Genomic DNA, 23,979 nt, shown 5'->3' with positions numbered 1-23,979 from the left:
GCTACCCACTGTGTTACTGATTCACCGCCATCGGGGGCAAGCCCCCTCCCACATGTTGTATGTATTTGAGCTTGAAGTTGAGTTGTACCGACTGATTGTGTTCCAGCAGTTTCAGGCCCGGCCGTCCGGCCAGGTGATGGGCATTCACCGGATGGCTCACCGGTTCGATGCAGAAGAACCCCAGCCCCGGTGGGCAGTACAGCAGAAAGTAGTCGGCGCCGGTGGCCTGGCATTCCAGCGTGTAGCCCAACTCTGGCTGCTCGATCAGGCAATGCCCGTCCCACTGGCAAAAGCCATTGTCCACCAGGCCTTCCGGCAAGGTCTTCAACGTCTGGAAGTCCCAGGCGGCCGGCACGGGTGCCAGCCCCGTGGGCAGTTTCGACGCATCACTCATCCACACCTGCGAGGCCTTGGCCTGCAACCGCGTTTGCGCTGTGCGCGGCAGGTAGGGATGCAATCCCAAGCCATGCCACGCGGGGTTATCCGCCAGATGGGTCACCCGCAACGTGATGCTCAGTTCACCGCCGCGCAAGCAGAACCGCTGCTCGGCGCGATAGGCGAACGGTGTGTCGCACAGCAGTTCCAGCACCACTTCGTCCGCCGACTGGCTGACCACCTGCCACGCCTGTTGCCAGGCCGACCCATGAATGGGCAGCGGGTCGGTCATGCTGTTCGGCGTGAGCGCCAGCCAGCCGTCGGGGTTATCGAACCCGCCTTGGGCGATCCGGTTGGACCAGGGTGCCAGCGGGTAACAGCCAAGTTTGCCCGGCAGGCCCGTATCCAGGGCCTGTTGGTCGCTGTGGCGCAACAACGGCTGGCCGCTGGCCCGCACGCGCCAGTTGACGATGCTTGCGCCCACGGCCGGGGCCAGGGTGAGGTGGGTCAGGTTGTCTTCCAGTTCGATCAGCATCACAGCACCACGCTTGGCAGCCACAACGACAGCGCCGGGATGTAGGTTACCGCCATCAGGATCAGGAACAGCACCCCATAGAACGGCAGCAGCGCTTTCACGGTCTTCTCGATGCTCACCTTGCCCACTGCGGCGCCCACGAACAACACCGCGCCCACCGGTGGGGTGATCAGGCCGATGCCGAGGTTGACCAGCATGATCATGCCGAAATGCACCGGGTCGACGCCCAGTCCGAGCACCACCGGCAGCAGGATCGGCGTGAGGATCAGGATCAGCGGCGCCATGTCCATCACCGTCCCGAGCAACAGCAGCATGATGTTGATGCACATCAGGATCACGTAGCGGTTGTCCGATAGGGTCAGGAACGCCGTGGTGATCTTCGCCGGGATCTGCATCAGGGTCATGATGTAGCCGAAGCTGGCGGCGAAGGCGATCAGGATCATCACGATGGAAATGGTGCGCACCGTGCGGTGCATCAGCTTGGGCAGCTCGCGCCATTTGTAGTCGCGGTAGATGAACATGGTCACGAAGAATGCCCACAGCACGGCAATCGCGGCCGATTCGGTGGCGGTGAAGATGCCCGAGAGGATGCCGCCGAGGATGATCACCATGGCCATCAGGCCCCAGAGGGCATCGGCGGCGATCTTCAGCGCCTGCTTCAGGGGAATGACTTCGCCCTTGGGGTAGTTGCGCTTTTTCGCAAAGATCAGGCACAGCACCATCAGGCAGGCGCTCATCAACAGGCCCGGCACCACGCCGGCCATGAACAGCGAGGCGATGGACACGGTGCCGCCGGCGGCCAGGGAGTAGAGCACCGAATTATGGCTGGGTGGCGTCAGCAACGCCTGCACCGAACCGCTGACGGTCACGGCGGTGGCAAATTCCCGTGGGTACCCACGGCGTTCCATTTCCGGGATCAGCACCGAGCCGACCGAGGCGGTATCGGCCACCGAGGAGCCGGAGATGGCGCCGAAAAACGTCGAGGCCATGATATTGACGAGGGACAGGCCGCCGCGCACAAAGCCCACCAGCACCCCGGCAAACGCCACCAGCCGACGTGACATGCCACCCTCGGCCATGATCGCTCCGGCTAGCACAAAGAACGGAATCGCCATCAGCGAAAACTTGTTCACGCCCCCGGCCACCTGAATCATCAGGGCCTGGAACGGGATGTCGATCCACCACGCGCCGATCAGTGCCGACATCCCCAGGGCGTAGGCCACTGGCATGCCCAGCAGGATCAAGGCGATAAAACTGCCCAACAGAATCAATGCATCCATTTCAGGCAGCCCCTTCGTTTTCTTCCACCAGGTCGAACCGCACCACGCGCCGCTGGCTCTGGTCGCCGAGCAGGAGTTTTTCCAGCACGAACACCAGGGTCAGCAGCCCGCCGATGGGGATTGGCATATAGGTGATGCCCACGCGCAGTGTGGGGATGGCGCTCATGAACTGGTTCCAGGTGGACAGGCACAACTTGGTGCCCCACACGGCCATGAACAGGCAGATCGTCGCCATCAACAGTTGCGCGACGATACCGGCGATCTGGCGTTGGCGTGGCGGCAGGCGGTCAGTCACCACCGCCACCGACATATGCGCACCCGCGCGGTAACTGGCGGCGGCGCCGACGAAGGTGAAGATCAGCATCAGCAGGATGGCGGTGGGTTCCGGCCAACTGGCGCCGGTGCCGAGGACGTAGCGGGCGAAGATGCCCCAGGGGATGATCAGCGCAACCCCCAGTACCGAAAGGCCGGCGACCCAGATACAGGTCATGTACAGGCGGTCGTTGATGCGCAGCAGTAAATTCTTCATGGCGTTCACCGTAACCGGGCGCGTCGATGCCGACCGCGCCGGGCCTTGCTAGAGAAGGAGGGCGTTACTGAACGGCGTCGATACGCTTGATGATATCGGCATAAGCCGCGCCGTATTTGGCGCGCACCGGCGCGGTGGCGTCATAGAAGGGCTTTTTGTCGACGGTGATGAATTCCACGCCGGCGGCCTTGAGCTTGGTTTCACTGCTGGCGGACTTGGCGTCCCACAGCACGCGCTCGTCCGCCTGGGCGGCCTTGGCGGCTTTCTTCACCATGTCCTGCTGGGCGGGAGTGAGCTTGTTCCAGGTGATTTTCGACATCACGATGGGCTCGGGCAAGATCAGGTGTTCGGTGAGGGTGTAGTACTTTGCGTTCTGGAAGTGGTTGTGTTCGAGCAGGGTCGGCGGGTTGTTTTCCGCGCCGTCGATCACCCCGGTCTGCAGGGCGCTGAAGATCTCGCCGGTGTCCATGGCAATGCCGTTGGCCCCCATTTCATTGAAGGCCTCGATGAATAACGGGTTGCCTTGCACGCGGATCTTCATGCCCTTGAGGTCTTCGATCTTGCGCACCGGTTTCTTGGTGTAGAGGTTGCGCGTGCCACCGTCCATCCAGGCCAGGGCCACCAGGCCGAATTCCGAATCGGTGATCTTGGCGAGGATCTCATCGCCGATCTCGCCGTCGATGACCTTGCGCATGTGCGCCTGGTCACGGAACACGAACGGCAGGTTGAACACATTCACGTCCGGCACCACCGGGCCGACGATACCGAGGCTGACACGGGTCATCTGGACCGCGCCGACCTGGGCCTGTTCGACCACTTCTTTCTCGGAGCCCAGCACACCGCCGGGGAAGTACTTGAAGGTCAGTTCGCCATTGCTTTCCTTGGTCAGGGCCTTGCCCATGTTTTCTTCGGCGACGACGGTGGGGTAGCCGGCGGGGTGGATGTCGGCGAACTTGATTTCCAGGGCGTGTGCGGCGCTGGCGAGGGTCAAGCATGCAGCGGCGAGCAAGGTGCGTTTGAAGTCCATGGGGTGTCACTCCTGTCTTGTTATTGTTGTATTCAAGGCACAGCGATGCAGCTAGAGGGTGAACGTGGGCTCCGGCAATCCGACAACGCCGGGGTTGAGGGCGAACACGCCGCCGGACAGCGACTGGGGACTCTGGTCGTCACGGATCGAGGTGACGAACAGGGTGTCCAGGCGACTGCCGCCGAAGGCGCACATGGTGGGTTTCTTCACCGGTACGGTGAGGGAGCGGTCGAGGCGGCCGTCGGGGGTGAACCGGTGGATCAGGCCGGCGTCGTTGGCGCAGATCCAGTAGCAGCCGTCGGCGTCTACCGCCGCGCCGTCGGGGCGACCGAGGTAGTTGTGCATGTCCACGAAGACGCGGCGGTTGGAGGGCGTACCGGTGTCGGTGTCGTAGTCGAAGGCCCAGATCTGTTGCACCAAGGGGTGCGAGTCCGAGGCGTACATCGTACGGCCATCCGGGCTGAAGGCCAGACCGTTGAGGGTGATGAAACCGTCCAGTTGTGCATGGGGCGCGGCGCCGCAAGCGTAGCGGTAGAGGATGCCCTCGGCCGCATTCAAGCCCATGTTCAGCACCATGCTGCCGGCCCAGAAGCGGCCCTGGCGATCACAGCGACCGTCGTTCAGGCGCATGTCGGCGCGGGGGTGTTCGACACCGGCCAACGGCGTGGTGTCGAGGCTGCCATCGTTGTGCGGGGTCAGTTGGAAGAAGCCGGTTTCCATTCCCGCGACCCAGTTGCCGGCATTGGTGCGGGCGATACAGGCGAGCATCTGCGGGGCTTTCCAGGCGGCGAGATGGCCGGTGGCAGCACTCCAGCGTTGCAGGCCACCGTTGGGAATATCCACCCAGTACAGTGCGTTCTCCTCGGGCACCCACACCGGGCATTCGCCCACGGCGTTGCGGGCGTCGACGATCAATTCAGCGGTCATGGTCAGTCCCCGAATGGCCCGGCCGCGCAGAACGCGCCACCCTGGTAGACCTTGGCCGGGTCATCGGCGGCCACGGGTGGCTGGGTCTCGACCTGGGCGCGGAACACTTCCGAGCTGTCCTTGGGCGCAAAGCCCAGGTGCGCGGCGTAGCGGTTGTCCCACCAGGTGTCGAGGTTATCCGACATGCCGTACACCACGGTATGGCCGACGTTGGGCGTGTACAGCGCACGCTCCAGCAACTGTGTGAGGTCATCGAAACTCAGCCAGGTGTGCATCATCCGGCGGTTCTGCGGCTCCGGGAACGACGAGCCGATGCGGATGCTCACGGTCTCGATGCCATAGCGGTCGAAGTAGAAACTGGCCATGTCTTCGCCGTAGGACTTGGACAAGCCGTAGTAGCTGTCCGGGCGGCGCGGCGAGTGGGCGTCGAGCTGTTCACCCTGCTTGTAGAAGCCGATCACATGGTTGGAACTGGCGAAGATCACACGCTTCACGCCTTGGCGGCGGGCGGCTTCGTAGATATGGAAAATCCCGCAGATATTGGCGCCGAGCACTTCTTCGAACGAACGCTCAACCGAGACGCCGCCGAAGTGCAGGATGGCGTCGACGCCTTCCACCAGGTGGTGCACGGCTTGCTTGTCGGAAAGGTCGCAGGTCTGCACTTCTTCGGACGCGTCGGCGGCCGGCGCCATGTTGGCGATGTCCGACAGGCGCAGCACGTTGGCGTAGGGGCGCAGGCGCTCGCGCAGGACTTTGCCGAGGCCGCCGGCGGCACCGGTGAGCAGCAGGCGGTTGAATGGAACAGGCGTGGTTGTGGAAGTGGTCATGAGGGTTCCATTGTTGTTGTAGGTTGTCGTATGACTATATCGAAGTATCGTTAGGGATTCCCTGGGTTGTCAACGCTAATACAGGCGATGGGGTTTCAAATGCGGGATATGCATTGACTCGACGTCTGCGCCCGGCCCGAAACCTACAGCAGCGAAATCGGGTAGCTGATAAAGAGCCGGTTCTCGTCGAACTCGTTATTGCTGAAGTCCCGACGCATGGTCGAGTTGCGCCAGCGCACGTTCAAGTCCTTGAGTGCACCGCTCTGTACGGTGTAGGCCAACTCTGATTCGCGGCCCCATTCCTTGCCATCGGTGATCGCCCCGGTGTGCACGTTGCTGCCGCTGATGTAGCGGTTCATCAGGGTCAGCCCCGGAATGCCGAGCACCACGAAGTTGAAGTCATGGCGCACCTGCCAGGATTTCTCCTTGGCGTTGTCGTAGCTGGCGTTGTAGCTGTCGTTGGCCAGGGTGCCGCCACTGGTGCCATTGACCCGCATCCACACGCTGTCGCCGGTGAGTTTTTGCAGGCCTACATAGAAGGTGTTGCCGTTGTACCTGGCCGAGAGCAGGGCGAAAGCGGTCTTGTTGTCGAGGTCGCCGGCCAGCGCGCTGCCATCTTCCTTGCCGGTGAAAAAGCCGAGGTTGGCGCCCAGGGTCCAGTCGCCCACGGGTTGGCTGTGGGTCAGGTTGAAATACTGTTGCTGATAGATGTCGGTGAGTTCGGCGTACCACACACCGACCTGGGTGCGCTTGTCGTTGAAGCTGTATTCGCCGCCACCGAAGTTGAAACGGTCGGAGGTGAACGCGGCCTTGCCGTTCATGAACATGTCTTCCATGCTCGCGTCATTGCGCGGGCTGTTGCCGCGAAATTGCCCGCCGTAGAGGGTCAGGCCGGCGATCTCATTAGACGTGACCTGGCCGCCACGGAAGGTCTGGGGCAGGGAACGGCCATCGTCGGAGCGCAGGATCGGCAGCACTGGCATCCACTCGCCGACCTTCAATTCAGTCTTCGATAATTTGCTTTTCAGTGCTACGCCCAGGCGGCCGAAATTGTCGGCCGGGCGGCCATCGCTGTGGATCGGCAGCAACTGCGTACCGCCGGTGCCTTTACCGCCATCGAGCTTTTGCGAATACAGGCCCAGCACATCAATACCGAAGCCCACCGTGCCTGTGGTGTAGCCGGACTTGGCATCGAGGATGAAGTTCTGTGTCCACTCTTCGGCCTTGCCCTGAGGGTTGCTCGGGTTGGTGAAGTTGCGGTTGAAGTAGGCGTTGCGCAGGTTGAGCGTGGCTTTGGCATCGTCGACGAAGCCTTCTGCCGAAGCGGCGAGGGGCAAGGTGAAGGCCAGGCTGCCGAGGCCGATAACACCCAGGCGAACGGAGGAATTGCGGGCGAGTGAACTCACAGTGAAGCTCCCTTTCTTTTGTTGTTTTTATTATTTGTCATACGTTGTCGTACAACATTGAGTGCGATATTTGCGAGGTTTTCAGGCGCTGTCAAGTAGAAGTTATACGATGACCTGCTCGGTGTGGAGGTTCAATGTATGAGGGGGCTTGCCCCCGATGACGGTGTGTTTCAGTCAACCATGAGCATCGGCGGCAAGGTGCCCAGGAGGGAAACGGCGGCGACGGCGGCAATCCCCAGCACCCACTCCAGCTTCACGCTGGCCTTCAGGCTGCCCAGGCGTTCTTCACAGCGCTCGATACGCAGCCGGTTCAGCAGCGCCAGGGCCAACATGCCCAGCACCAGCAGCACCTTGATCAACAGGATCAGGGCGAACCCGTTGAACAACGGTGTAGGCCACAGTTGCCCGGTGAGTACACGCACGTTGATCAAGCCAGTCACCAGCAAGCCGGCGACCAGGCCATAACCCACACCGCTGAACCGTCGCAGGATCGGCTCCAGCGCAACAGGCGGGGATTGGCGCAGGATCAACACCAGCAGCAGCAACCCGCCGAGCCAGGCACCGACACACACCAGGTGCACCACCTGATTGAGGATCAGCAACCTGCCGCTGAGTCCGTCCAGCATGGCGCCATGGCCGACCGGTGCCAGTGTCGCCAGCAGCAGTGCGATCACTGGCAGGCGCATCATCGGCCATGGTTTGACCAACACGATCACCAGCAGCAGGTTCAGCAACAGATGCCACACCCACACCTGGCCAAAGAAGGTCTTGCCCAGCACCAGCTGTACGGTGGCCGGCTGCAATGCCGCGTCCCAGCGGCCGGCCATGCTCGCGGTGATCAGCAACAGCCAGGCGAGACCGGAGCCCAGCCCCAGCCAGGCCAACCCCTGGGTGATCCGCTCAAGTTGCCGGTCCAGCGCCGGTTGCGGTGCAGCGCCGAGCAGCCAGGGCCTGAATGCGCAGGCCCCGAACATCAACAACACGACGCTGAAATGCAGGAAACGGCACAGCACCAGCAGGGTAGCCATGGGTTACTGGCCGACCTTGAAGCTGTATTCGCCGTTGCTCTTGTGGGTGTCGACCGAGACCGCGTTCCACACCACTTTGTAGGTACCGGCGGCCAACGGGGCGGCCGGGGTGACCACCAGCACTTTCTTGTCGGCGTCCGGCGTTTCCAGGCCCTTGATCGCGACTTCGGTGCCGTCCTTGCTCAGGGACACCTTGGTGAAGGTGGCTTCGACGCCTTCGCTGAAGGTCAGGCGCAGGTCCTTGGGCGCAGCGACGCTGCTGTCGGCCGCTGGCTCCGCACCCTTGAGGTGGGCATGGGCAAACGCTGCCGAGGCGCCGAGCAAGGAAGCGAGCAGGGCGAGGGTGGTGAGGCTTTTCTTGATCAACATTGTTCAATACCTTCGGGGTCAGGGAGTCGGTAGAGCCATGTGCAGCAAGGGAAAGGGCTTGCCTTCGCCATCCAGCGGCGAGCGCGCGACCTGGATAAAACCATAGTGCAGGTAGAACCCCACAGCTTGTGGGTTTTGTTCGTTTACATCGACGGTGAGCGTGTCGTGACGGGCACGGGCGTGGTCCAGCAACTGGCGGCCGATGCCCTGGCCACGACGCTCGGGGTCGATAAACAGCATCTCCACATTGTTCCCGCCGGTACCGATAAAACCGGCGATGCCTTGTTGATCTTCATACACCCACACTTCCAGGGCAGGCATCGGCAGGTAGGTGTCGCGTACCAGGGGCAGCAAACGTTGAATGTCATCCTCGGGGAGGAAGTCATGGGTGGCGCGCACCGAGCGTTCCCACAGTGCTCCCAGCACGGTGTCGTCGGTAGCCACACGAGGTCGAATAGTCATTGCAATGATCCTTCATGGGGACCGCGATCCTAACCAATCCGATTTCCGGGGGAAAGGTTCGCGTCAGAAGTTTCACTATGGCCTGTCGCCCCGATCTAGAGCCGATGGTAGTCTTTAAGCCAAGTTGTTGTCAGGGAGCCCTTATGGGCAATCACAAGATCGGAATTCGTCGGGTCAACGTCGAAAAAATCCTGCTGGCCGCGGAGAAAATCTTCGCCGAAAAAGGCTACGGCAGCACCGCCATGGCCGACATCGCTGAAGAAGTGCAACTGCCGCGCTCCAACCTGCATTACTACTTCACCACCAAGAGCGAGCTGTACAGCGCCGTGCTGTTCGACCTGCTGGAAGTGTGGAAGCAGGACGCCCTGAGCTTCGAGACCTTCGATGACCCCCGGGTGGTGCTCAGCAGCTACATCCGCGCCAAGATGCAGCGCTCGCGCACGCGGCCGTATGGTTCGAAAGTCTGGGCCAACGAAATCATCCACGGCGCGCCGACCTTGGGTGAGGCGCTGGATGAAAGCCTGTACGACTGGGCCAAGATGAAGGAAGCGAAAATTCGCCAATGGGTGGAGGACAAACGCATCCTGCCGGTGGAACCATCGAGCCTGCTGTACATGATCTGGGCCTCGACCCAGCACTATGCGGACTTTGATCACCAGGTAAAAATCTTGAATGATCACCAGCCGTTGTCGGATATGCAGTTCGAGAAGGCGATCCAGACGGTGACCAGTGTGATTTTGCGGGGGATTGGGTTGGAGCCTTGATCTCTGTTGGGGTTGAGGGCCTCATCGGGGGCAAGCCCCCTCCCACACCTGACTGCATTTCACCTGAAAGAATGCGGTCGAATGTGGGAGGGGGCTTGCCCCCGATGCCGGTCTAAAGGCCTACACAGCCTCCCGGTAGGGATTCCTCGGATCCTGCGTCCAATTCAAAAACGGCTTGCCGGTGTCTATCGGTACCATCTCGATGCAATCGGCCACCGGACAGGTGATCTGGCATAGGTTGCAGCCCACGCACTCATCGTCGATCACCTCATATTTATGTGTGCCATCCGCCTGTTTCAGGCTGGCAATGGCCTGGTGCGAGGTGTCTTCGCAGGCGATATGGCAACGCCCGCAGCCAATGCAGGCGGCCTGATCGATCCTGGCGATCACCTGGTAGTTGATATCCAGGTACTTCCAATCCGTGGTGTTGCCCACCGCTCGCCCGGAGAACTCCTGCAGGCTGGTGTAACCCTGGCTGTCCATCCAGCGCGACAGCCCGTCCTTCATTTCCTCCACAATGCGAAACCCATGCAGCATTGCCGCCGTGCACACCTGCACCGCGCCGCAGCCCAGGGCGACGAACTCCGCCGCATCGCGCCAGTTGCCGATGCCGCCAATGCCGCAGATCGGCAGGCCTTCGGTCTGCGGGTCGCGGGCGATTTCGGCGACCATGTTCAGCGCAATCGGCTTCACCGCTGAACCGCAGTAACCGCCGTGGGTGCTTTGGGTGCCGACTACAGGCAGGGCAACCATGCGCTCCAGGTCCACACTGGTGATGGAGTTGATGGTGTTGATCAGTGACACCGCATCCGCACCGCCGCGGTACGCCGCCCGTGCCGCCACGCGGATATCGGTGATGTTCGGGGTGAGCTTGACGATCACTGGCAGCGAGCAGTACGTCTTGCACCAGCGCGTCACCTGTTCCACGTACTCCGGCACCTGGCCCACCGCCGCGCCCATGCCGCGTTCGGGCATGCCGTGGGGGCAGCCGAAGTTCAGCTCGATGCCGTCGCAACCCGTGGCTTCAACCAGCGGCAGGATGTTTTTCCAGGACTCCTCGACGCACGGCACCATCAGCGACACGATGAGTGCACGGTCGGGCCAGTCCTTTTTCACCTGGGTGATTTCCCGCAGGTTGATCTCCAGCGAGCGGTCGGTGATCAGCTCGATATTGTTGATGCCCAGCACTTCCCGGTTGGCGCCGTAGTGCGCCGAGTAGCGTGACGACACGTTGACCGCCGCCGGGTCTTCGCCCAGGGTTTTCCACACCACGCCGCCCCAGCCGGCTTCGAAGGCGCGGACCACGTTGTAGGCTTTGTCGGTGGGCGGCGCGGAGGCCAGCCAGAACGGGTTGGGGGCCTTGATACCGGCGAACACAATCGAGAGATCGGCCATTACGCAGCCTCCACAGTCAACATGAGTTGGGCGTGCATGGCTTCGGCGGCCAGCTTGCCGTGTTGCACCGCCTGCACGGTGAGGTCCTGGCCGAGGCTGACGCAATCGCCGCCGGCGTACACCCCGGGAATGCTGGTGCGCAGCTGTTCGTCGACGAAAATACGCTCGCCGACCCGGTGCAGTTGCTCGGCCAACGGGTCGCGCAGGGCCTCGTTATCGAAACCCTGGCCGATGGCTTTGAAGATTGCGTCGGCGGCCAACTCGAAGGTTTCACCGGTGGGGTGCAGACGGCCGTTTTCCATACGCGTGCGCAGGAAGCGCATGCCACGCACGTGGCCCTGATCGTCCAGCAGCACTTCCTCCGGCTGGGCCCACGTCAGCAGGCGTACCTGATTGGCCTTGGCGATATCCTGTTCGTGGTGGGTGGCGCCCATGTCCGCCAGGCCGCGACGGTACACCAGGTTCACATCGCGGGCGCCGAGGCGGGCCATTTGCACGGCCATGTCGACGGCGGTGTTGCCGGCGCCAAGCACGATGCAGTGATCGGCCAGGGGCAGTTGGGTGAGGTCGTCGGCCTGGCGCAGTTCGCTGATGTAGTCGGTGGCGGCGAGCAGGCCGGGCGCGTCTTCATTCGGCAAGCCGAGCTGTTTGCTGGCGGCAAGGCCGAGGCCGAGGAACACCGCATCGAAGTGCTGGTGCAGGTCGCTCAACGTCAGGTTGTCCCCCAGGCGCTGGCCGTGGCGGATCTCGATACCGCCGATCTGCAAGAGGAAATCCAGCTCCTTCTGCGCAAAGTCATCCACCAGTTTGTACTTGGCGATCCCGTATTCATTCAGGCCGCCGGCTTTTTCCCGGGCTTCGAAAATCACCACGTCGTGACCGTGCATGGCACTGCGATGGGCGCAAGACAGACCGGCAGGCCCGGCACCGACCACGGCAATCCGTTTGCCGGTAGGCGCGGCGCGGTGGAAGGGGTGTTCGCTGAAGTGCGCGTTGTCGATGGCGTAGCGTTGCAACAGGCCGATCAGCACCGGAGCGCATTCTTCGGCGTTGTTACGCACGCAGGCTTGCTGGCACAGGATTTCGGTGGGGCACACCCGCGCGCAACTGCCGCCGAGGATATTGGCCGAGAGAATCTTCTGCGCCGCGCCTTGCACGTTTTCGGTGTGGATGTTGCGGATGAACGACGGGATATCGATTTCGCTGGGGCACGCGTTCACGCAGGGCGCGTCGTAGCAATACAGGCAGCGCGAGGCTTCCAGTTGGGCCTGGCGGGCGTTGAGGGGCGGTGCCAGGTCGGTGAAATGGCTGGCGAGTGTCGGTCCATCCTCAACGGGATGGGGGAGATGGGTCAGGGTCTGGATCACGGTGTTGGCCTCACGGTTATTGAGGTGCTGCCTCTGATGGGCATTGGTTTTTTTGTTGCTTGCACTGGCCTCATCGGGAGCAAGCCCCCTCCCACATTGACCCCATTCCAACAGGATCAACGCGGTCAAGTGTGGGAGGGGGCTTGCCCCCGATAGCGGTCTCAGCGCTTCACAGCCACTGGCCTGGAATACTCAGCCCGCTTGCTCAACTGCTCGAACACCGGCGGATACGCCGGCCGCTCCACATAACGCCCGGCCCCGCGCTCGGCGCGCAGATCGCCATCGGCCCAGACCAGCTTGCCCTGGCTGATGGTATGGCTGGGCACGCCGCGCACGGTCTTGCCTTCGAAGATGTTGAAGTCGACCTGCTGGTGATGGGTCTTGGCGGAAATGGTCCGCGTGCCCTGTGGGTCCCACAGCACCAGGTCGGCATCCGCACCCACGCGAATTGCACCTTTGCGCGGGTAGAGGTTGAAGATCTTCGCAGTGTTGGTGGAGGTCAGCGCCACGAACTCCTGCATCGACAGGCGCCCGGTGTTCACGCCTTCATCCCACAACAGCGCCATGCGGTCTTCGATACCGGCGGTGCCATTGGGGATCTTGCTGAAGTCGTCGCGCCCGGCGGCTTTTTGCTCGGCGCAGAAGCAGCAGTGGTCGGTGGCGGTGGTGTGCAGGTTGCCCGATTGCAGGCCGTGCCAAAGCGCGTCCTGGTGCCCGCGGGGTCGGAACGGCGGGCTCATCACGTAGCCGGCAGCGGTCTGCCAGTCGGGGTGTTGGTAGACGCTGTCGTCGAGCAACAGGTGCCCGGCGAGGACTTCACCGTAGACCGGCTGGCCTTTGGCACGGGCGTAGGTGATTTCGTCCAGCGCTTCTTTGGTGGACACATGCACCAGGTACAACGGCGTGCCGAGGGTCTCGGCGATGCGGATCGCCCGGCTGGCCGCTTCGCCTTCCACCTGCGACGGACGCGACAGCGGGTGCGCTTCCGGCCCGGTGATGCCCTGGGCCATCAGCTTGCGTTGCAGGTGATACACCAGCTCGCCGTTTTCCGCATGCACGGTGGGCACTGCGCCCAGCTCCAGGCAGCGCTCGAAGCTGGCGACCAGGGTGTCGTCCGCCGCCATGATCGCGTTCTTGTAGGCCATGAAGTGCTTGAAGCTGTTGATGCCGTGGTGGCTGACCAGCTCGGCCATTTCCTCGCGCACCTGCTCGCTCCACCAGGTGATCGCCACATGGAAGCCGTAATCGGAGGCGGACTTTTCCGCCCAGCCGCGCCATTGGTGAAAGGCTTCCAGCAAGGATTGCTGTGGGTTGGGAATGACGAAGTCGATGATCGACGTGGTGCCTCCCGCCAGGCCCGCCGCCGTACCGCTGAAAAAGTCTTCACTGGCCACGGTGCCCATGAAGGGCAATTGCATATGGGTGTGGGGGTCGATGCCGCCGGGCATCAGGTATTGGCCGCTGCCATCGAGTATTTCAGTGCTGGCGGGAATATCCAGGTTCGTACCAATAGCCCGGATCAGACCGCCTGCGCACAATACATCGGTGCGGTAACTTTCATCATGGGTAATAACGGTGGCGCCACGGATCAACAGCGACATGTCGAGTTCCTCACAGGCTTGACCGGCTTGTGCCAGTTCTAAGTGTTGTATTGCTGCTTGCCGATGGTCGGTTAATTCCTGTCATCGGTGACAGGAATAGAAACTAGCCCGAGTTTTTCGATTGGGCAAGAAGATTTTTTATAAGCATATATCGTTTTCAAACTATTGATTTTTAAGGATAAAAATCAATAATCACCAAAATGTAGCGACCTCTCACCATTTTGACGCACTTGACAGGTTCTTGAATTGAGCAACATTTCCTATTGCAAATCAGACGCTTGAGACATGCCTCTTGACGGGTAGGGGAAATAAAAATAATTGTGTTGCACCAGATTGAGTCCTGATGGTTCGGGCAACTTCCGCACTATTTAGCCTGAGTAAGGCGGCAAGTACCGAAGGCGCAATCGGAAAGCTGATAAACATCAGCACGTTATATAAGCGGTGAGGGTGCGGTAACGCTTGTCGGCACGGTTATTGAGTGCAGAGGCGGCTGGCCGGGCCCGTGATGTCATGTTGTTTACGAGGTACTCCGGCCGCCTGCACCCAACTGCAGGCGCGCAACAATAATTCGAAAAAACCGTGGAGCGGCCATGCAACAGAACAGATCGCAAGTCATTGAACGCAACGGCCTGTACGAACTCGACGCCGGCCCCGACGTCCTCGACAGCCCTCGCTACAACCACGACATGGCACCGACCAAGGTGCACGAACGCACCTGGAACAAGTGGCACATCACCGCGCTGTGGGTCGGTATGTCGATCTGCGTGCCCACGTATACGCTGGGTGGCGTGCTCACTGCGTACTTCGGGCTGTCGGTGGGCGAGGCGCTGATGGCGATCCTGCTCGCGAACATCGTGGTGCTGATTCCGCTGACCCTCAACGCCTTTGCGGGCACCAAGTACGGCATACCGTTTCCGGTGTTGTTGCGGTCGTCATTTGGCATCCTTGGTTCGAACGTGCCGTGTCTGATTCGGGCACTGGTGGCGTGCGGATGGTTCGGTATCCAGACGATGTTTGGCGGGTTGGCGATCCACCTGTTCCTGGGCTCGATCTTCGAGGGGTGGAAGTCCCTTGGCGGCACCGGCGAGGTGATCGGTTTCATGATTTTCTGGTGCCTGAACCTATGGGTGGTGCTGCGTGGCGCCGAATCGATCAAGCGCCTGGAAACCTTGTCGGCGCCGTTGCTGGTGGCGGTGGGCATCGGCCTGCTGGTGTGGGCGATGCCCAACGTGTCGATCAGCGAATTGATGGCGATCCCGCCCAAGCGTCCCGAGGGTGCGAGCCTGACCGGTTACTTCATGGCCGGGCTCACCGCGATGGTAGGGTTCTGGGCCACCTTGTCACTGAACATTCCCGATTTCAGCCGCTACGCCAAAAGCCAGAAGGACCAGATTCTCGGGCAGATTTTCGGCCTGCCGCTGACCATGTTCCTGTTCGCCGCCCTCGGCGTGATCATGACCGCCGCTTCGGTGAAACTGGTGGGCGTGAGCGTGTCCGATCCGGTGACACTGATCGGGCATATCCAGAGCCCGGTGTGGGTGGCCGTGGCCATGGCGCTGATCATCGTCGCCACCTTGTCCACCAACACCGCCGCGAACATTGTCTCGCCCACCAATGACTTCCAGAACATCGCGCCCAAGCTGATCAACCGCACCACGGCGGTGATCCTCACCGGCCTGGTCGGGCTGGCGTTGATGGCCCATGAGCTGCTGAAGAAACTCGGCCTGATCGTTTCCGAGGTGAGCCTGGAGACCGTCTACTCCAACTGGTTGCTCGGCTATTCCAGCCTGCTGGGGCCGATCGCCGGGATCATGGTGGTGGACTATTTCATCACCCGCAAACAGCAATTGGACCTGGCCGGCCTGTATCGCGATGACGTGTACCCGGCATGGAACTGGAGCGGTTTCATCGCCTTCGGCGTGCCGGTGGTGCTGACCTTGCTGTCGTTGGGCAGCGATGCGTTCAGCTGGTTCTACAGCTATGGCTGGTTTACCGGTTCGGCGCTGGGTGGGTTGTTGTATTACGGCCTGAATGCCAAGCGCGGGGCCACGCCGGTCACCGTCAATCCATAAGAAGAAATGTAGCCTGAGGAGATCCCCATGAACGCTGCCCTGGACGTTCTGCAATCCACCCATCAGCACATCAACCGCGACCGCCTGTGGCAATCGCTGATGGACCTGGCCAGGCTCGGCGCCACGCCCAAGGGGGGTGTGTGTCGCCTGGCCCTCACCGACCTCGACCGCAAGGCCCGCGATCTGTTCGTGCAGTGGTGCGAAGACGCCGGTTGCACCGTGACCGTCGACGGCATCGGCAATATCTTCGCCCGCCGCCCCGGACGCAACCCTGACCTGCCGCCGGTGATGACCGGCAGCCATATCGACACCCAGCCCACCGGCGGCAAGTTCGACGGTTGCTTTGGCGTGCTGGCGGGGGTGGAAGTGCTGCGTACGCTCAATGACCTCAAGCTGGAGACCGAGGCACCGTTGGAAGTGGTGGTGTGGACCAACGAAGAAGGTTCGCGCTTCCCGCCCTGCATGATGGGCTCGGGGGTGTTTGCCGAGAAATTCACCCTGGCCGATACCTTGGCCAAGGTCGATGTGGATGGCGTCAGTGTGGGCGATGCGCTGAATGCGATTGGCTACGCGGGCTCGCGGCCGGTCAGCGGGCACAAGGTGGGAGCGTATTTCGAGGCGCATATCGAACAAGGGCCGATCCTTGAGGATGAGAAGAAGACGATTGGCGTGGTGCTCGGCGCCTTGGGGCAGAAGTGGTTCGACCTGAAACTGCGTGGCGTCGAGGCGCATGCGGGGCCGACGCCGATGCACCTGCGCAAGGATGCCCTGGTGGGCGCGGCGGCGGTGGTGGCGGCGGTGAATGCTGCCGCATTGGGGCACCAACCTCATGCATGTGGGACGGTAGGTTGCCTGCAGGCTTATCCGGGATCGCGCAACGTCATTCCCGGTGAAGTGCGCATGACCCTGGATTTTCGTCACCTGGAGCCGGCGCGCCTGGACTCGATGATCAGTGAGGTGCGCAAGGTCATTGAGGACACCTGCACCAAGCATGGGCTCAGTTTCGAGATGGAGCCCACCGCTGACTTCCCGCCGCTGTATTTCGATCAGGGCTGCGTAGACGCGGTGCGCAATGCCGCCAATGGCCTGGGCTTGTCGAACATGGATATCGTCAGCGGGGCAGGGCACGACGCAATTTTCGTCGCCGAACTGGGCCCGGCGGGGATGATTTTCGTGCCGTGTGAAGGTGGCATCAGCCATAACGAAATCGAGAATGCTGCACCGGATGACCTGGCGGCGGGATGTGCGGTGTTGTTGCGCGCGATGGTTGCAGCGTCAGCCGCTATCGCCAGCGGCAAGCTGGCCGCCTGAAATGCAGTAAAAAATGTGGGAGGGGGCAAGCCCCTCCCACGATGAGTGTGTGTTCAGCTTTATATCCAGATTGCATCCCACAGCGGGTAGTCGCCAATCTTCTCTACCAACCCTGCCCTCAATGGGTTAGCCACCACATACCTGGCCATTTTCACCAAGTCATCTTCCTTGCGCAGTGCCCGGTCGTGGAAGCTTTCCTGCCAGAGTCTTCCCTTGCGTCCGCTTAGGCCGTTGACGGACCGCGTGCTCTTGGATTTCACCTGCCGCATCAGGTCCGCCAACGAGCCTTTTTTCAACTCAATAAGCCAATGAAAGTGGTCAGGCATGATCACCCACGCCAGCGAGTTTGCGAGCCCTCTGTACTGAGCCAGGCGAAACTGCCAGACCACCAGTCGACCGAGGTGGAAGTCGCTGAATATCGGTAGGCGTTCGTGGGTGTTGGTGGTGATGAGGTAGATGCGGTTGGGTTCGCTGAAGCGTCCGATGCGCAGCCGATGTGAAGCGGGTAAATCTGCCATTCCCTGGCCCTCTCAAGGTGTGTTCAGAGAGGCTAGATCGGTGTGTAAAAGGCTGATTGGCCGGCCTTTGGCAGGATGTGTCTGGAAGAACGCCATCGGGGGCAAGCCCCCTCCCACATTGGTTCTGCGGCGTTCATACATTGTGTGTCTGGCACAGGAGCAGGGTGGAAGGGGACAAGCCCCCTCCCACATTGGTTCTGCGGTGTTCATACATTGTGTGTCTGGCGCAGGAGCAGGGTGGAAGGGGGCAAGCCCCCTCCCACATTGGTTCTGCGGCGTTCATACATTGTGTGTCTGGCACAGGACAAGTGTGGGAGGGGGCTTGCCCCCGATTGCGGTAGTCAGTTGACAGTTATGTGACTGACCCACCTTATCAAGCACCCGGCTGCCAGCCACCGCCAAGCGCCGTCACCAACCCCACACTCGCCTGCAACTGCCGCGTCTGCACCGCCTGCAAGGTGCGCTGCGCCTGTAACGCTGCCGTCTGCGCCGTCACCACATCCAGATAACTCACGGCCCCCGCCTCGTAGCTGTTCATCGCCAGCGCCTGGGTGTGCTGCGCCGCGTCCGCTGCTGCCTGCTCATCCAAGGCTTCCTGCTGCAGATCTCGCAATTGCCCCAGGTTATCTTCCACCTCGCGCACGGCCTTCAGCACCTGGCTGCGGTAGTGCGCCGATGCCTCTTCGAATTCGGCTTTGGCCTGGCGCTCGTTGGCGCTCAGGCGGCCGCCGTCAAATATCGGCAGGTTCACCAGCGGCCCCAGCGCCCAGTAGCGATTACCGGCGGACAGCAGGTTGCCGACGCCTTGCGTCTGCCCGCCAATCAACCCGGTCAGGCTGAAATCCGGATACCACGCTGCCTTCGCTACGCCGATGTTGGCGTTGGCGGCAAACACCCGCCGTTCCGCCGCTGCAATATCCGGCCGACGTTGCAGGAGATGGCTTGGCAGCTGCGATGGAATGCCCGGCAGTGCAATCAATTGCGGGCTCGGCGGCACGGTGAACTGGCTGGCCGCCACGCCCACCAGTTCACCGATGGCATGCTCGGTCAGGTTGCGTTGCCCACGGACTTCATCCAACTGCGCCTTGGCTTCGGCCAGTTGATTCTGTGCACGCGTCAGGTCCAGCTCCGAGGCGATCTGACCCTCATACCGGCTGCGGGTCAGTTGCAGGGCCTGGCTGAAATCATCCAGCGAACGCTTGAGAATCCGCGCCTGTGCATCCAGCCCATTGAGCTGCACATACAGGCTCGCCAGTTGATGTTGCAAGCTCAGGCGCGCCACCGCCAGGTCGTCACCCGACGCTTGCGCCTGGGCGTCACCCGCCGCCACCTGGTTGCGGATTTTGCCCCACAGGTCCAGGTCGTAACTCAACGAAAACCCTGCGCTATTGCTGTTGTACACCGACGGCTGCGTGGTCCCGCGTAGCGGCCGTGAATCCGATTGGCGCTGGCGCAACGGCTGTGCGCTGGCGGTGATCTGCGGGAACAGCCCGGCATGCAGTTGGCTGGCGTACGCCTGGGACGCATCGAAGTGCGCCAGTGCCGCCGCCAGGTCCGGGTTGGCCTTGAGCAGTTGCTGTTGCAGATCGCTCAGGCGTGAATCGTGGTAGAGCTTCCACCATTCGGGTGCCAGTTGATCGGACGGTTGCGCGCTGTGCCAGGGTCCGTCGCTGGTCTGCTCGCGGTAGTTCGCAGGCAGGTCAATCGGCGGCACTTTGTAGGTGGGCGCCATCGAGCAACCCTGTAACGCCAGCAACATCAGTGCAACGAGGGGCTTAAGCCTTGGGCGCATGCGTACCTCCAGCGGCGGCTGCCAGTTGTACCGGGTCGCCTTCGCGCAGGGCGTCGGGCGGGTTGTCGACCACGCGGTCGGCGGGTTTCAGGCCTTGGTCGATGACCAGCCGTTCACCGAGGTCGAGGCCGATATGGATGTCCTGCAAGTGCACATGATTCTGCGCATCCAGCACCGCCACTTGCGTGCCCTGGGCGCGGAAGATCAACGCGCTGGCCGGGATGCTCACGCCATGGGTGTCCGCCGGGATCGGCAGGGTCGCTTCGGCGTAATCGCCGGGCAGCAGCTCGCCGTTGGGGTTGTCGGCCACGAACTGCGCGAGCAGGGTGCCGGAGCGCCGGTCGATGGCAGTGGAGTCGCCGATCAGGCGCGCCTTGAAGTGCTCGCCAGGATGCTCGGGTACCGTCAGCTCGGCTTCAAGGCCGGGGTGGATGACCGCGGCGTAGTTCTGCGGCACCGGTACATACAGGCGCAGTTGGTGTGTGTCGGCGATGTTGAACAGCTCCGGGTCGCTGTCGGTGTCGGCCTTGATCAACTGGCCGATATCGGTATTACGTGCGGTGATGGTGCCGGCGAACGGCGCGCGGATAGTCTTGTAGCTTTCCAGTGCGATCAGCCTGGCGTAGTCGGCAGCGGCGGCCTCGGCGTTGGCTTTGGCGGCGGCGGCATTGGAAGTTTTCTCATCGGCTTCCTGGCGCGACACCGAGTGGCTCGCCAGCAAGTTCTGCCAGCGCGTGGCGGTGGTGGCGGCCAGGCGTGCGTTGGCCTGTTCCTGCACCAGGCGTGCGTGGGTCTGCGCCAGTTGTTGGTCGAGGTCGGGGCTGTCGATCTCGGCAAGGATTTGCCCGGCTTCGACCCGCGTCCCGATGTCGGCTTTCCAGTCCTTGAGGTAGCCGCTGACCCGCGCATGGATCGGTGCCTTGCTCCAGGCTTCCAGGTGCGCGGGCAGGCGCAGGGTATCGCCGGCCGCATTCTGCTGCGGTTGGAACACCATCACCTGCGGGATGGCGGCGGTCTCGGTCCAGGCCGTGACCGACTGTTCGTGCAAGGTGCGGGCGTGCAGGCCGTTGGCGACCAACAGGGCGGCCAGGGTCAGGCCGCCGACACCCATGAGCATCAGACGCTTGCGCGAGGGTTTGTGATCAGACGACATGAGACGTTTCTCCAGCTGTAGCACGATTAGGGTGACGACCGTGGACCAGGCTGAAGACCACGGGTACAAACAACAGGGTGGCGGTGGTGGCGAGGATCAGGCCACCGATCACCGCGCGGCCGAGCGGGGCGTTCTGTTCTTCGGACATCGCCAGGGGCAACATGCCGATGATCATCGCCAGGGCGGTCATGCACACCGGACGAAAACGCGTGTAGCCGGCTTCCAGCGCCGCCTTCAATGCATCGCCATGTTCGGCCAGGCGTTCGCGGCAGAAACTCACCACCAGGATCGAGTTGGCGGTGGCGACGCCCATGCACAGGATCGCGCCGGTCAGTGCCGGCACCGACAAGGACGTGCCGCTGAGGAACAGCATCCACACGATCCCCGCCAGCGCCGCCGGCAAGGCGGTGATGATCACGAACGGGTCGACCCATGATTGGAAGTTGACCACGATCAGCAGGTAGATCAGCACCACCGCACCGAGCAGGCCAAAACTCAAGCCGCTGAACGCTTCATGCAGTGCATCGATCTGCCCATGCAGGCTGATCACCGCGCCTTTGGGGCGCATGGCGGCGGTGTCATCCAGCACTTTCTGCACGTCACGGGCCACGCCGCCGAGGTCGCGGCCTTGCACGTTGGCATACAGGTCCAGGGTCGGCTCGATGTTGTAGTGGGTCACCACCGCCGGGCTCTGCACGCGGGAGATGGTGGCTACACCGCCGAGGATCTGCGACTGGCCGTTAGCACCGGTCACCGGCAGGGCTTCCAGCGAGGGCAGGCTGTCGAGGCGGTATTGCGGGGTGGCCGCGACGATGGAATAGGACACACCGTTGGCCGGGTTGAGCCAGAAGGTCGGCGCCACCTGGGAACTGCCGGCGAGGGACGCCACCATGCTGTTGGTCACGTCGCGCTCGGTGATACCCAGGCCATTGGCGCGCAGGCGGTCGACGTTCACCTGCAGCGACGGGTAGCCGGTGGATTGCTGGATACGCAGGTCGGCGATGCCCGGTACGTTTCGCAGGCGTCGCTCAAGCTCCACTGCATAGGCGCGGTTTTCTTCATCACTGCGCCCGGAGATCTTCACGTCCAGCGGAGCCGGAGCGCCAAAGTTGAGAATCTGGCTGCTGATGTCCGCCGGCAGGAAGGCAAAGTGGCTGCCGGGAAAACTTTGCGGCAGGGCTTCACGCAGTTTTTTCACGTAATCGGCGGTGGGCGCATGGTCCTTTTTCAGGGTGACCTGTATATCGCCATCCTGCGGACCGATGGTGCCGCTGCTGCTGTAGGCCATGTCGATGCCGCTGAGCGGAATGCCGATGTTGTCGACGATGGTGTCCAACTCTTCGGCGGGGATGACTTCGCGGATCCGCGCTTCGATGCGGTCGAAGGCCGCGGCGCTTTCTTCGATACGCGTGCCCAGTGGCAAGCGTACGTGCAGGGCCAGGGCGCCGGCGTCGGTGGCCGGGAAAAAATCCTGGCCCAGGCTCGGCAGCAGCAGGAACGACGCCAGCACACAGGCCAGGAAGCCTACGATAAAACGCTTGCGATTGCCCAGCGCCAAGGTCAGCAAGCCGTGGTAGGTGTCGCGGATATTCGAGAAGTGACGCTCGAAGCCCTGCTGGAAATTCAGCACTGATTGCAGCACGCGATTGCGCGGTTTCGGGTGCTGTTCACCCTCGTGGTGGTTGATGAATTCATCTTCCGGGTGATGCCCGGCGCCTGGCTCCGGCGTGTGCGGCTTGAGCAGGAACATCGCCAGGGTCGGCACCAGCGTCCGCGAGAGGATGAACGAACTGGCCATGGCAAAGATCACCGCCAGGGCCAGCGGCCGGAACAGGTAACCGGCGATGCCTTGCAGCAGGAACATCGGCACGAACACGATGCAGATGCACAGCAGCGAGACGAACGCCGGGCCGACAATTTGCGCGGCACCGTCGAGGATCGCGGTCTTCACCGCCTTGCCTTGCTCCAGATGCCAGTTGATGTTTTCGATGGTCACCGTGGCGTCGTCCACCAGGATGCCCACGGCCAGCGCCAGCCCGCCCAACGTCATCACGTTGAGGGTTTGCCCGCTGGCCGCCAGCAACGCGATGGCCGAGAGCACGGCGAGGGGAATCGACGCGGCGATGATCAGCGTCGAACGCCAGCTGCCGAGGAACAGCAGGATCATCGCACTGGTCAGCAGCGCGGCAATGATGCCTTCCTGGGCCACGCTGCCCACCGATTGCTTGACGAACACCGATGCGTCGCCGAGCAGCGAGGTCTTCAGCGACGGCGGCAGGGTTTCGTTGATGCGCGGCAACATCTGGCGGATGCCGTCGATGATCGACAGGGTGGAAATGCTGCCGTTTTTCAGCGCCGGCATCAGCACGGCGCGGTGGCCGTCGACGCGCACAATATTGGTCTGCGGTGGCGAGCCGTCACGCACGTGCGCCACCTGGCCAATCGTGATCAGCGCACCGTCGACGGTCTTGATCGGCAGGTCGTTGAGTTCATCGATGGCCTTGGGGCTGTTGTTGAGCAGGATCGTGTATTCGTCGGGGCCGAGTTTGGCGGTGCCCACCGGGATGATCTGGTTCTGCAGTGCCAGGGCGTTACCCACGTCCTGCGCCGACAGGCCTTTGGCAGCCAGCGCCTGCGGGTCGAGGTCGAGGGTGATCTGGCGTTGCTTGCCACCCATCGGTGTCGGCATGGCCAGGCCGGGCAGGGAACTGAGCGGCAAGCGAATGTTGTTCTGCACCAGGTCGCGGATCTTGGCTTCCGAGAGGCTGGGGCTGGAGAACGCCATTTGCAGGATCGGCACCGTGGAGGCGCTGTAGTTGAGGATCAGCGGCGGCGTGATGCCGGGTGGCATTTGCTTGAGCACGGTTTGTGAAACCGCCGTCACTTGGGCATTGGCGGTGCGGATATCCACGCCGGGCTGGAAGAAAATCTTGACGATGCCCATGCCGGGCAGCGATTGCGATTCGATATGTTCGATGTCGTTGACGGTGGTGCTCAGGGAGCGTTCGTAGGTGTAGATCACCCGGCCGGCCATGGCGTCCGGCGACAGGCCGTTGTACTGCCAGACCACGGCGACCACGGGGATGCCGATATCCGGGAAAACATCAGTAGGGGTACGCAGGGCCGCCATTGGCCCGATGATGCAGATGAAGATGGCCAACACGATAAAGGTGTATGGCTTTTGCAGTGCGGTCTTTACCAGCCCGAGCATGCGTGAAACCTCCGGAAGGAGCAGGATTGC

At 62.2% G+C, this 23,979-nt stretch carries 20 protein-coding genes; 3 read left to right on the top strand and 17 right to left on the bottom strand.

What is annotated here, in order from left to right; all coding sequences use genetic code 11:
• Window positions 1-13 precede the first annotated feature (13 nt).
• The 10 genes from BM110_RS07180 to BM110_RS07135 all read right to left on the bottom strand — a co-directional run bounded on the left by BM110_RS07180 (window position 14) and on the right by BM110_RS07135 (window position 8,765).
• Window positions 14-910 (bottom strand): aldose 1-epimerase, encoded by an 897-nt coding sequence (locus tag BM110_RS07180; protein WP_093512936.1) that lies wholly within the window; start codon window positions 908-910, stop codon window positions 14-16.
• The gene (locus tag BM110_RS07175) at window positions 910-2,190 is read right to left on the bottom strand and encodes a TRAP transporter large permease (RefSeq protein WP_092244716.1); all 1,281 of its coding nucleotides are present in this window, start codon (window positions 2,188-2,190) and stop codon (window positions 910-912) included. Before BM110_RS07175 ends, BM110_RS07180 begins: the two co-directional genes overlap by 1 nt.
• Before the next feature lies 1 nt (window position 2,191).
• Complete coding sequence (locus BM110_RS07170; RefSeq protein ID WP_071492065.1) at window positions 2,192-2,719, bottom strand: TRAP transporter small permease; 528 nt, start codon at window positions 2,717-2,719, stop codon at window positions 2,192-2,194.
• 64 nt (window positions 2,720-2,783) lie between these two features.
• Window positions 2,784-3,746, bottom strand: coding sequence for a TRAP transporter substrate-binding protein (locus BM110_RS07165; RefSeq protein ID WP_071492064.1), 963 nt, complete (start codon window positions 3,744-3,746; stop codon window positions 2,784-2,786).
• 51 nt (window positions 3,747-3,797) lie between these two features.
• The gene (locus BM110_RS07160) at window positions 3,798-4,673 is read right to left on the bottom strand and encodes an SMP-30/gluconolactonase/LRE family protein (protein ID WP_093512933.1); all 876 of its coding nucleotides are present in this window, start codon (window positions 4,671-4,673) and stop codon (window positions 3,798-3,800) included.
• 2 nt (window positions 4,674-4,675) lie between these two features.
• Complete coding sequence (locus BM110_RS07155) at window positions 4,676-5,500, bottom strand: NAD-dependent epimerase/dehydratase family protein (protein ID WP_093512931.1); 825 nt, start codon at window positions 5,498-5,500, stop codon at window positions 4,676-4,678.
• A 143-nt stretch (window positions 5,501-5,643) separates the two neighbouring features.
• Window positions 5,644-6,906 carry an OprD family porin gene (locus BM110_RS07150; protein WP_093124254.1) on the bottom strand — a complete coding sequence of 421 codons (1,263 nt, stop codon included), beginning with the start codon at window positions 6,904-6,906 and terminating at the stop codon, window positions 5,644-5,646.
• A gap of 170 nt (window positions 6,907-7,076) precedes the next feature.
• Window positions 7,077-7,934, bottom strand: coding sequence for a copper homeostasis membrane protein CopD (copD, locus tag BM110_RS07145; protein WP_093512928.1), 858 nt, complete (start codon window positions 7,932-7,934; stop codon window positions 7,077-7,079).
• Window positions 7,935-7,937: 3 nt separating this feature from the next.
• Entirely contained in the window at window positions 7,938-8,303 is a 366-nt protein-coding gene (gene copC / locus BM110_RS07140) for a copper homeostasis periplasmic binding protein CopC (RefSeq protein ID WP_093124246.1), read from the bottom strand.
• Between the two features lie 18 nt (window positions 8,304-8,321).
• On the bottom strand, window positions 8,322-8,765 hold the full coding sequence (locus tag BM110_RS07135; protein ID WP_092244734.1) for a GNAT family N-acetyltransferase: 444 nt from the start codon (window positions 8,763-8,765) through the stop codon (window positions 8,322-8,324).
• Between the two features lie 143 nt (window positions 8,766-8,908).
• On the opposite strand from BM110_RS07135, the gene BM110_RS07130 reads away from it, so the two are divergent.
• On the top strand, window positions 8,909-9,529 hold the full coding sequence (locus tag BM110_RS07130) for a TetR/AcrR family transcriptional regulator (RefSeq protein ID WP_025854871.1): 621 nt from the start codon (window positions 8,909-8,911) through the stop codon (window positions 9,527-9,529).
• A gap of 120 nt (window positions 9,530-9,649) precedes the next feature.
• Here the strand turns inward: BM110_RS07130 and preA are convergent, their stop codons facing one another.
• From preA to hydA, 3 genes are all read right to left on the bottom strand, one after another.
• Window positions 9,650-10,924 (bottom strand): NAD-dependent dihydropyrimidine dehydrogenase subunit PreA, encoded by a 1,275-nt coding sequence (gene preA / locus BM110_RS07125; protein ID WP_093512925.1) that lies wholly within the window; start codon window positions 10,922-10,924, stop codon window positions 9,650-9,652.
• Window positions 10,924-12,291: an NAD(P)-dependent oxidoreductase gene (locus BM110_RS07120; protein WP_093513170.1), complete on the bottom strand. Its 1,368-nt coding sequence runs from the start codon at window positions 12,289-12,291 to the stop codon at window positions 10,924-10,926. The genes preA and BM110_RS07120 overlap by 1 nt, the downstream gene beginning before the upstream one ends.
• A gap of 161 nt (window positions 12,292-12,452) precedes the next feature.
• On the bottom strand, window positions 12,453-13,892 hold the full coding sequence (gene hydA, locus BM110_RS07115; RefSeq protein WP_093512923.1) for a dihydropyrimidinase: 1,440 nt from the start codon (window positions 13,890-13,892) through the stop codon (window positions 12,453-12,455).
• 590 nt (window positions 13,893-14,482) lie between these two features.
• Here hydA and BM110_RS07110 point away from each other — a divergent pair.
• Both BM110_RS07110 and BM110_RS07105 read left to right on the top strand, forming a co-directional pair.
• Complete coding sequence (locus BM110_RS07110) at window positions 14,483-15,964, top strand: NCS1 family nucleobase:cation symporter-1 (RefSeq protein ID WP_093512921.1); 1,482 nt, start codon at window positions 14,483-14,485, stop codon at window positions 15,962-15,964.
• 27 nt (window positions 15,965-15,991) lie between these two features.
• Entirely contained in the window at window positions 15,992-17,275 is a 1,284-nt protein-coding gene (locus tag BM110_RS07105) for a Zn-dependent hydrolase (RefSeq protein ID WP_093512919.1), read from the top strand.
• 59 nt (window positions 17,276-17,334) lie between these two features.
• On the opposite strand, the gene BM110_RS07100 is transcribed toward BM110_RS07105, so the two are convergent.
• The 4 genes from BM110_RS07100 to BM110_RS07085 form a co-directional block, all read right to left on the bottom strand.
• Complete coding sequence (locus BM110_RS07100) at window positions 17,335-17,793, bottom strand: REP-associated tyrosine transposase (RefSeq protein ID WP_093124221.1); 459 nt, start codon at window positions 17,791-17,793, stop codon at window positions 17,335-17,337.
• A 373-nt stretch (window positions 17,794-18,166) separates the two neighbouring features.
• Window positions 18,167-19,585, bottom strand: a complete 1,419-nt coding sequence (locus BM110_RS07095; RefSeq protein WP_093512916.1) for an efflux transporter outer membrane subunit — start codon at window positions 19,583-19,585, stop codon at window positions 18,167-18,169.
• Window positions 19,569-20,738, bottom strand: a complete 1,170-nt coding sequence (locus BM110_RS07090) for an efflux RND transporter periplasmic adaptor subunit (protein ID WP_093512914.1) — start codon at window positions 20,736-20,738, stop codon at window positions 19,569-19,571. The genes BM110_RS07095 and BM110_RS07090 overlap by 17 nt, the downstream gene beginning before the upstream one ends.
• Entirely contained in the window at window positions 20,728-23,949 is a 3,222-nt protein-coding gene (locus BM110_RS07085; protein WP_093512911.1) for an efflux RND transporter permease subunit, read from the bottom strand. The genes BM110_RS07090 and BM110_RS07085 overlap by 11 nt, the downstream gene beginning before the upstream one ends.
• Between the last annotated feature and the right edge of the window lie 30 nt (window positions 23,950-23,979).

The organism is Pseudomonas sp. NFPP28 (genome assembly GCF_900115535.1).
GTDB lineage: Bacteria > Pseudomonadota > Gammaproteobacteria > Pseudomonadales > Pseudomonadaceae > Aquipseudomonas > Aquipseudomonas extremorientalis.
Note: the sequence above shows the minus strand (reverse complement) of the source record. Positions and strands in the feature narration are given on the sequence as shown.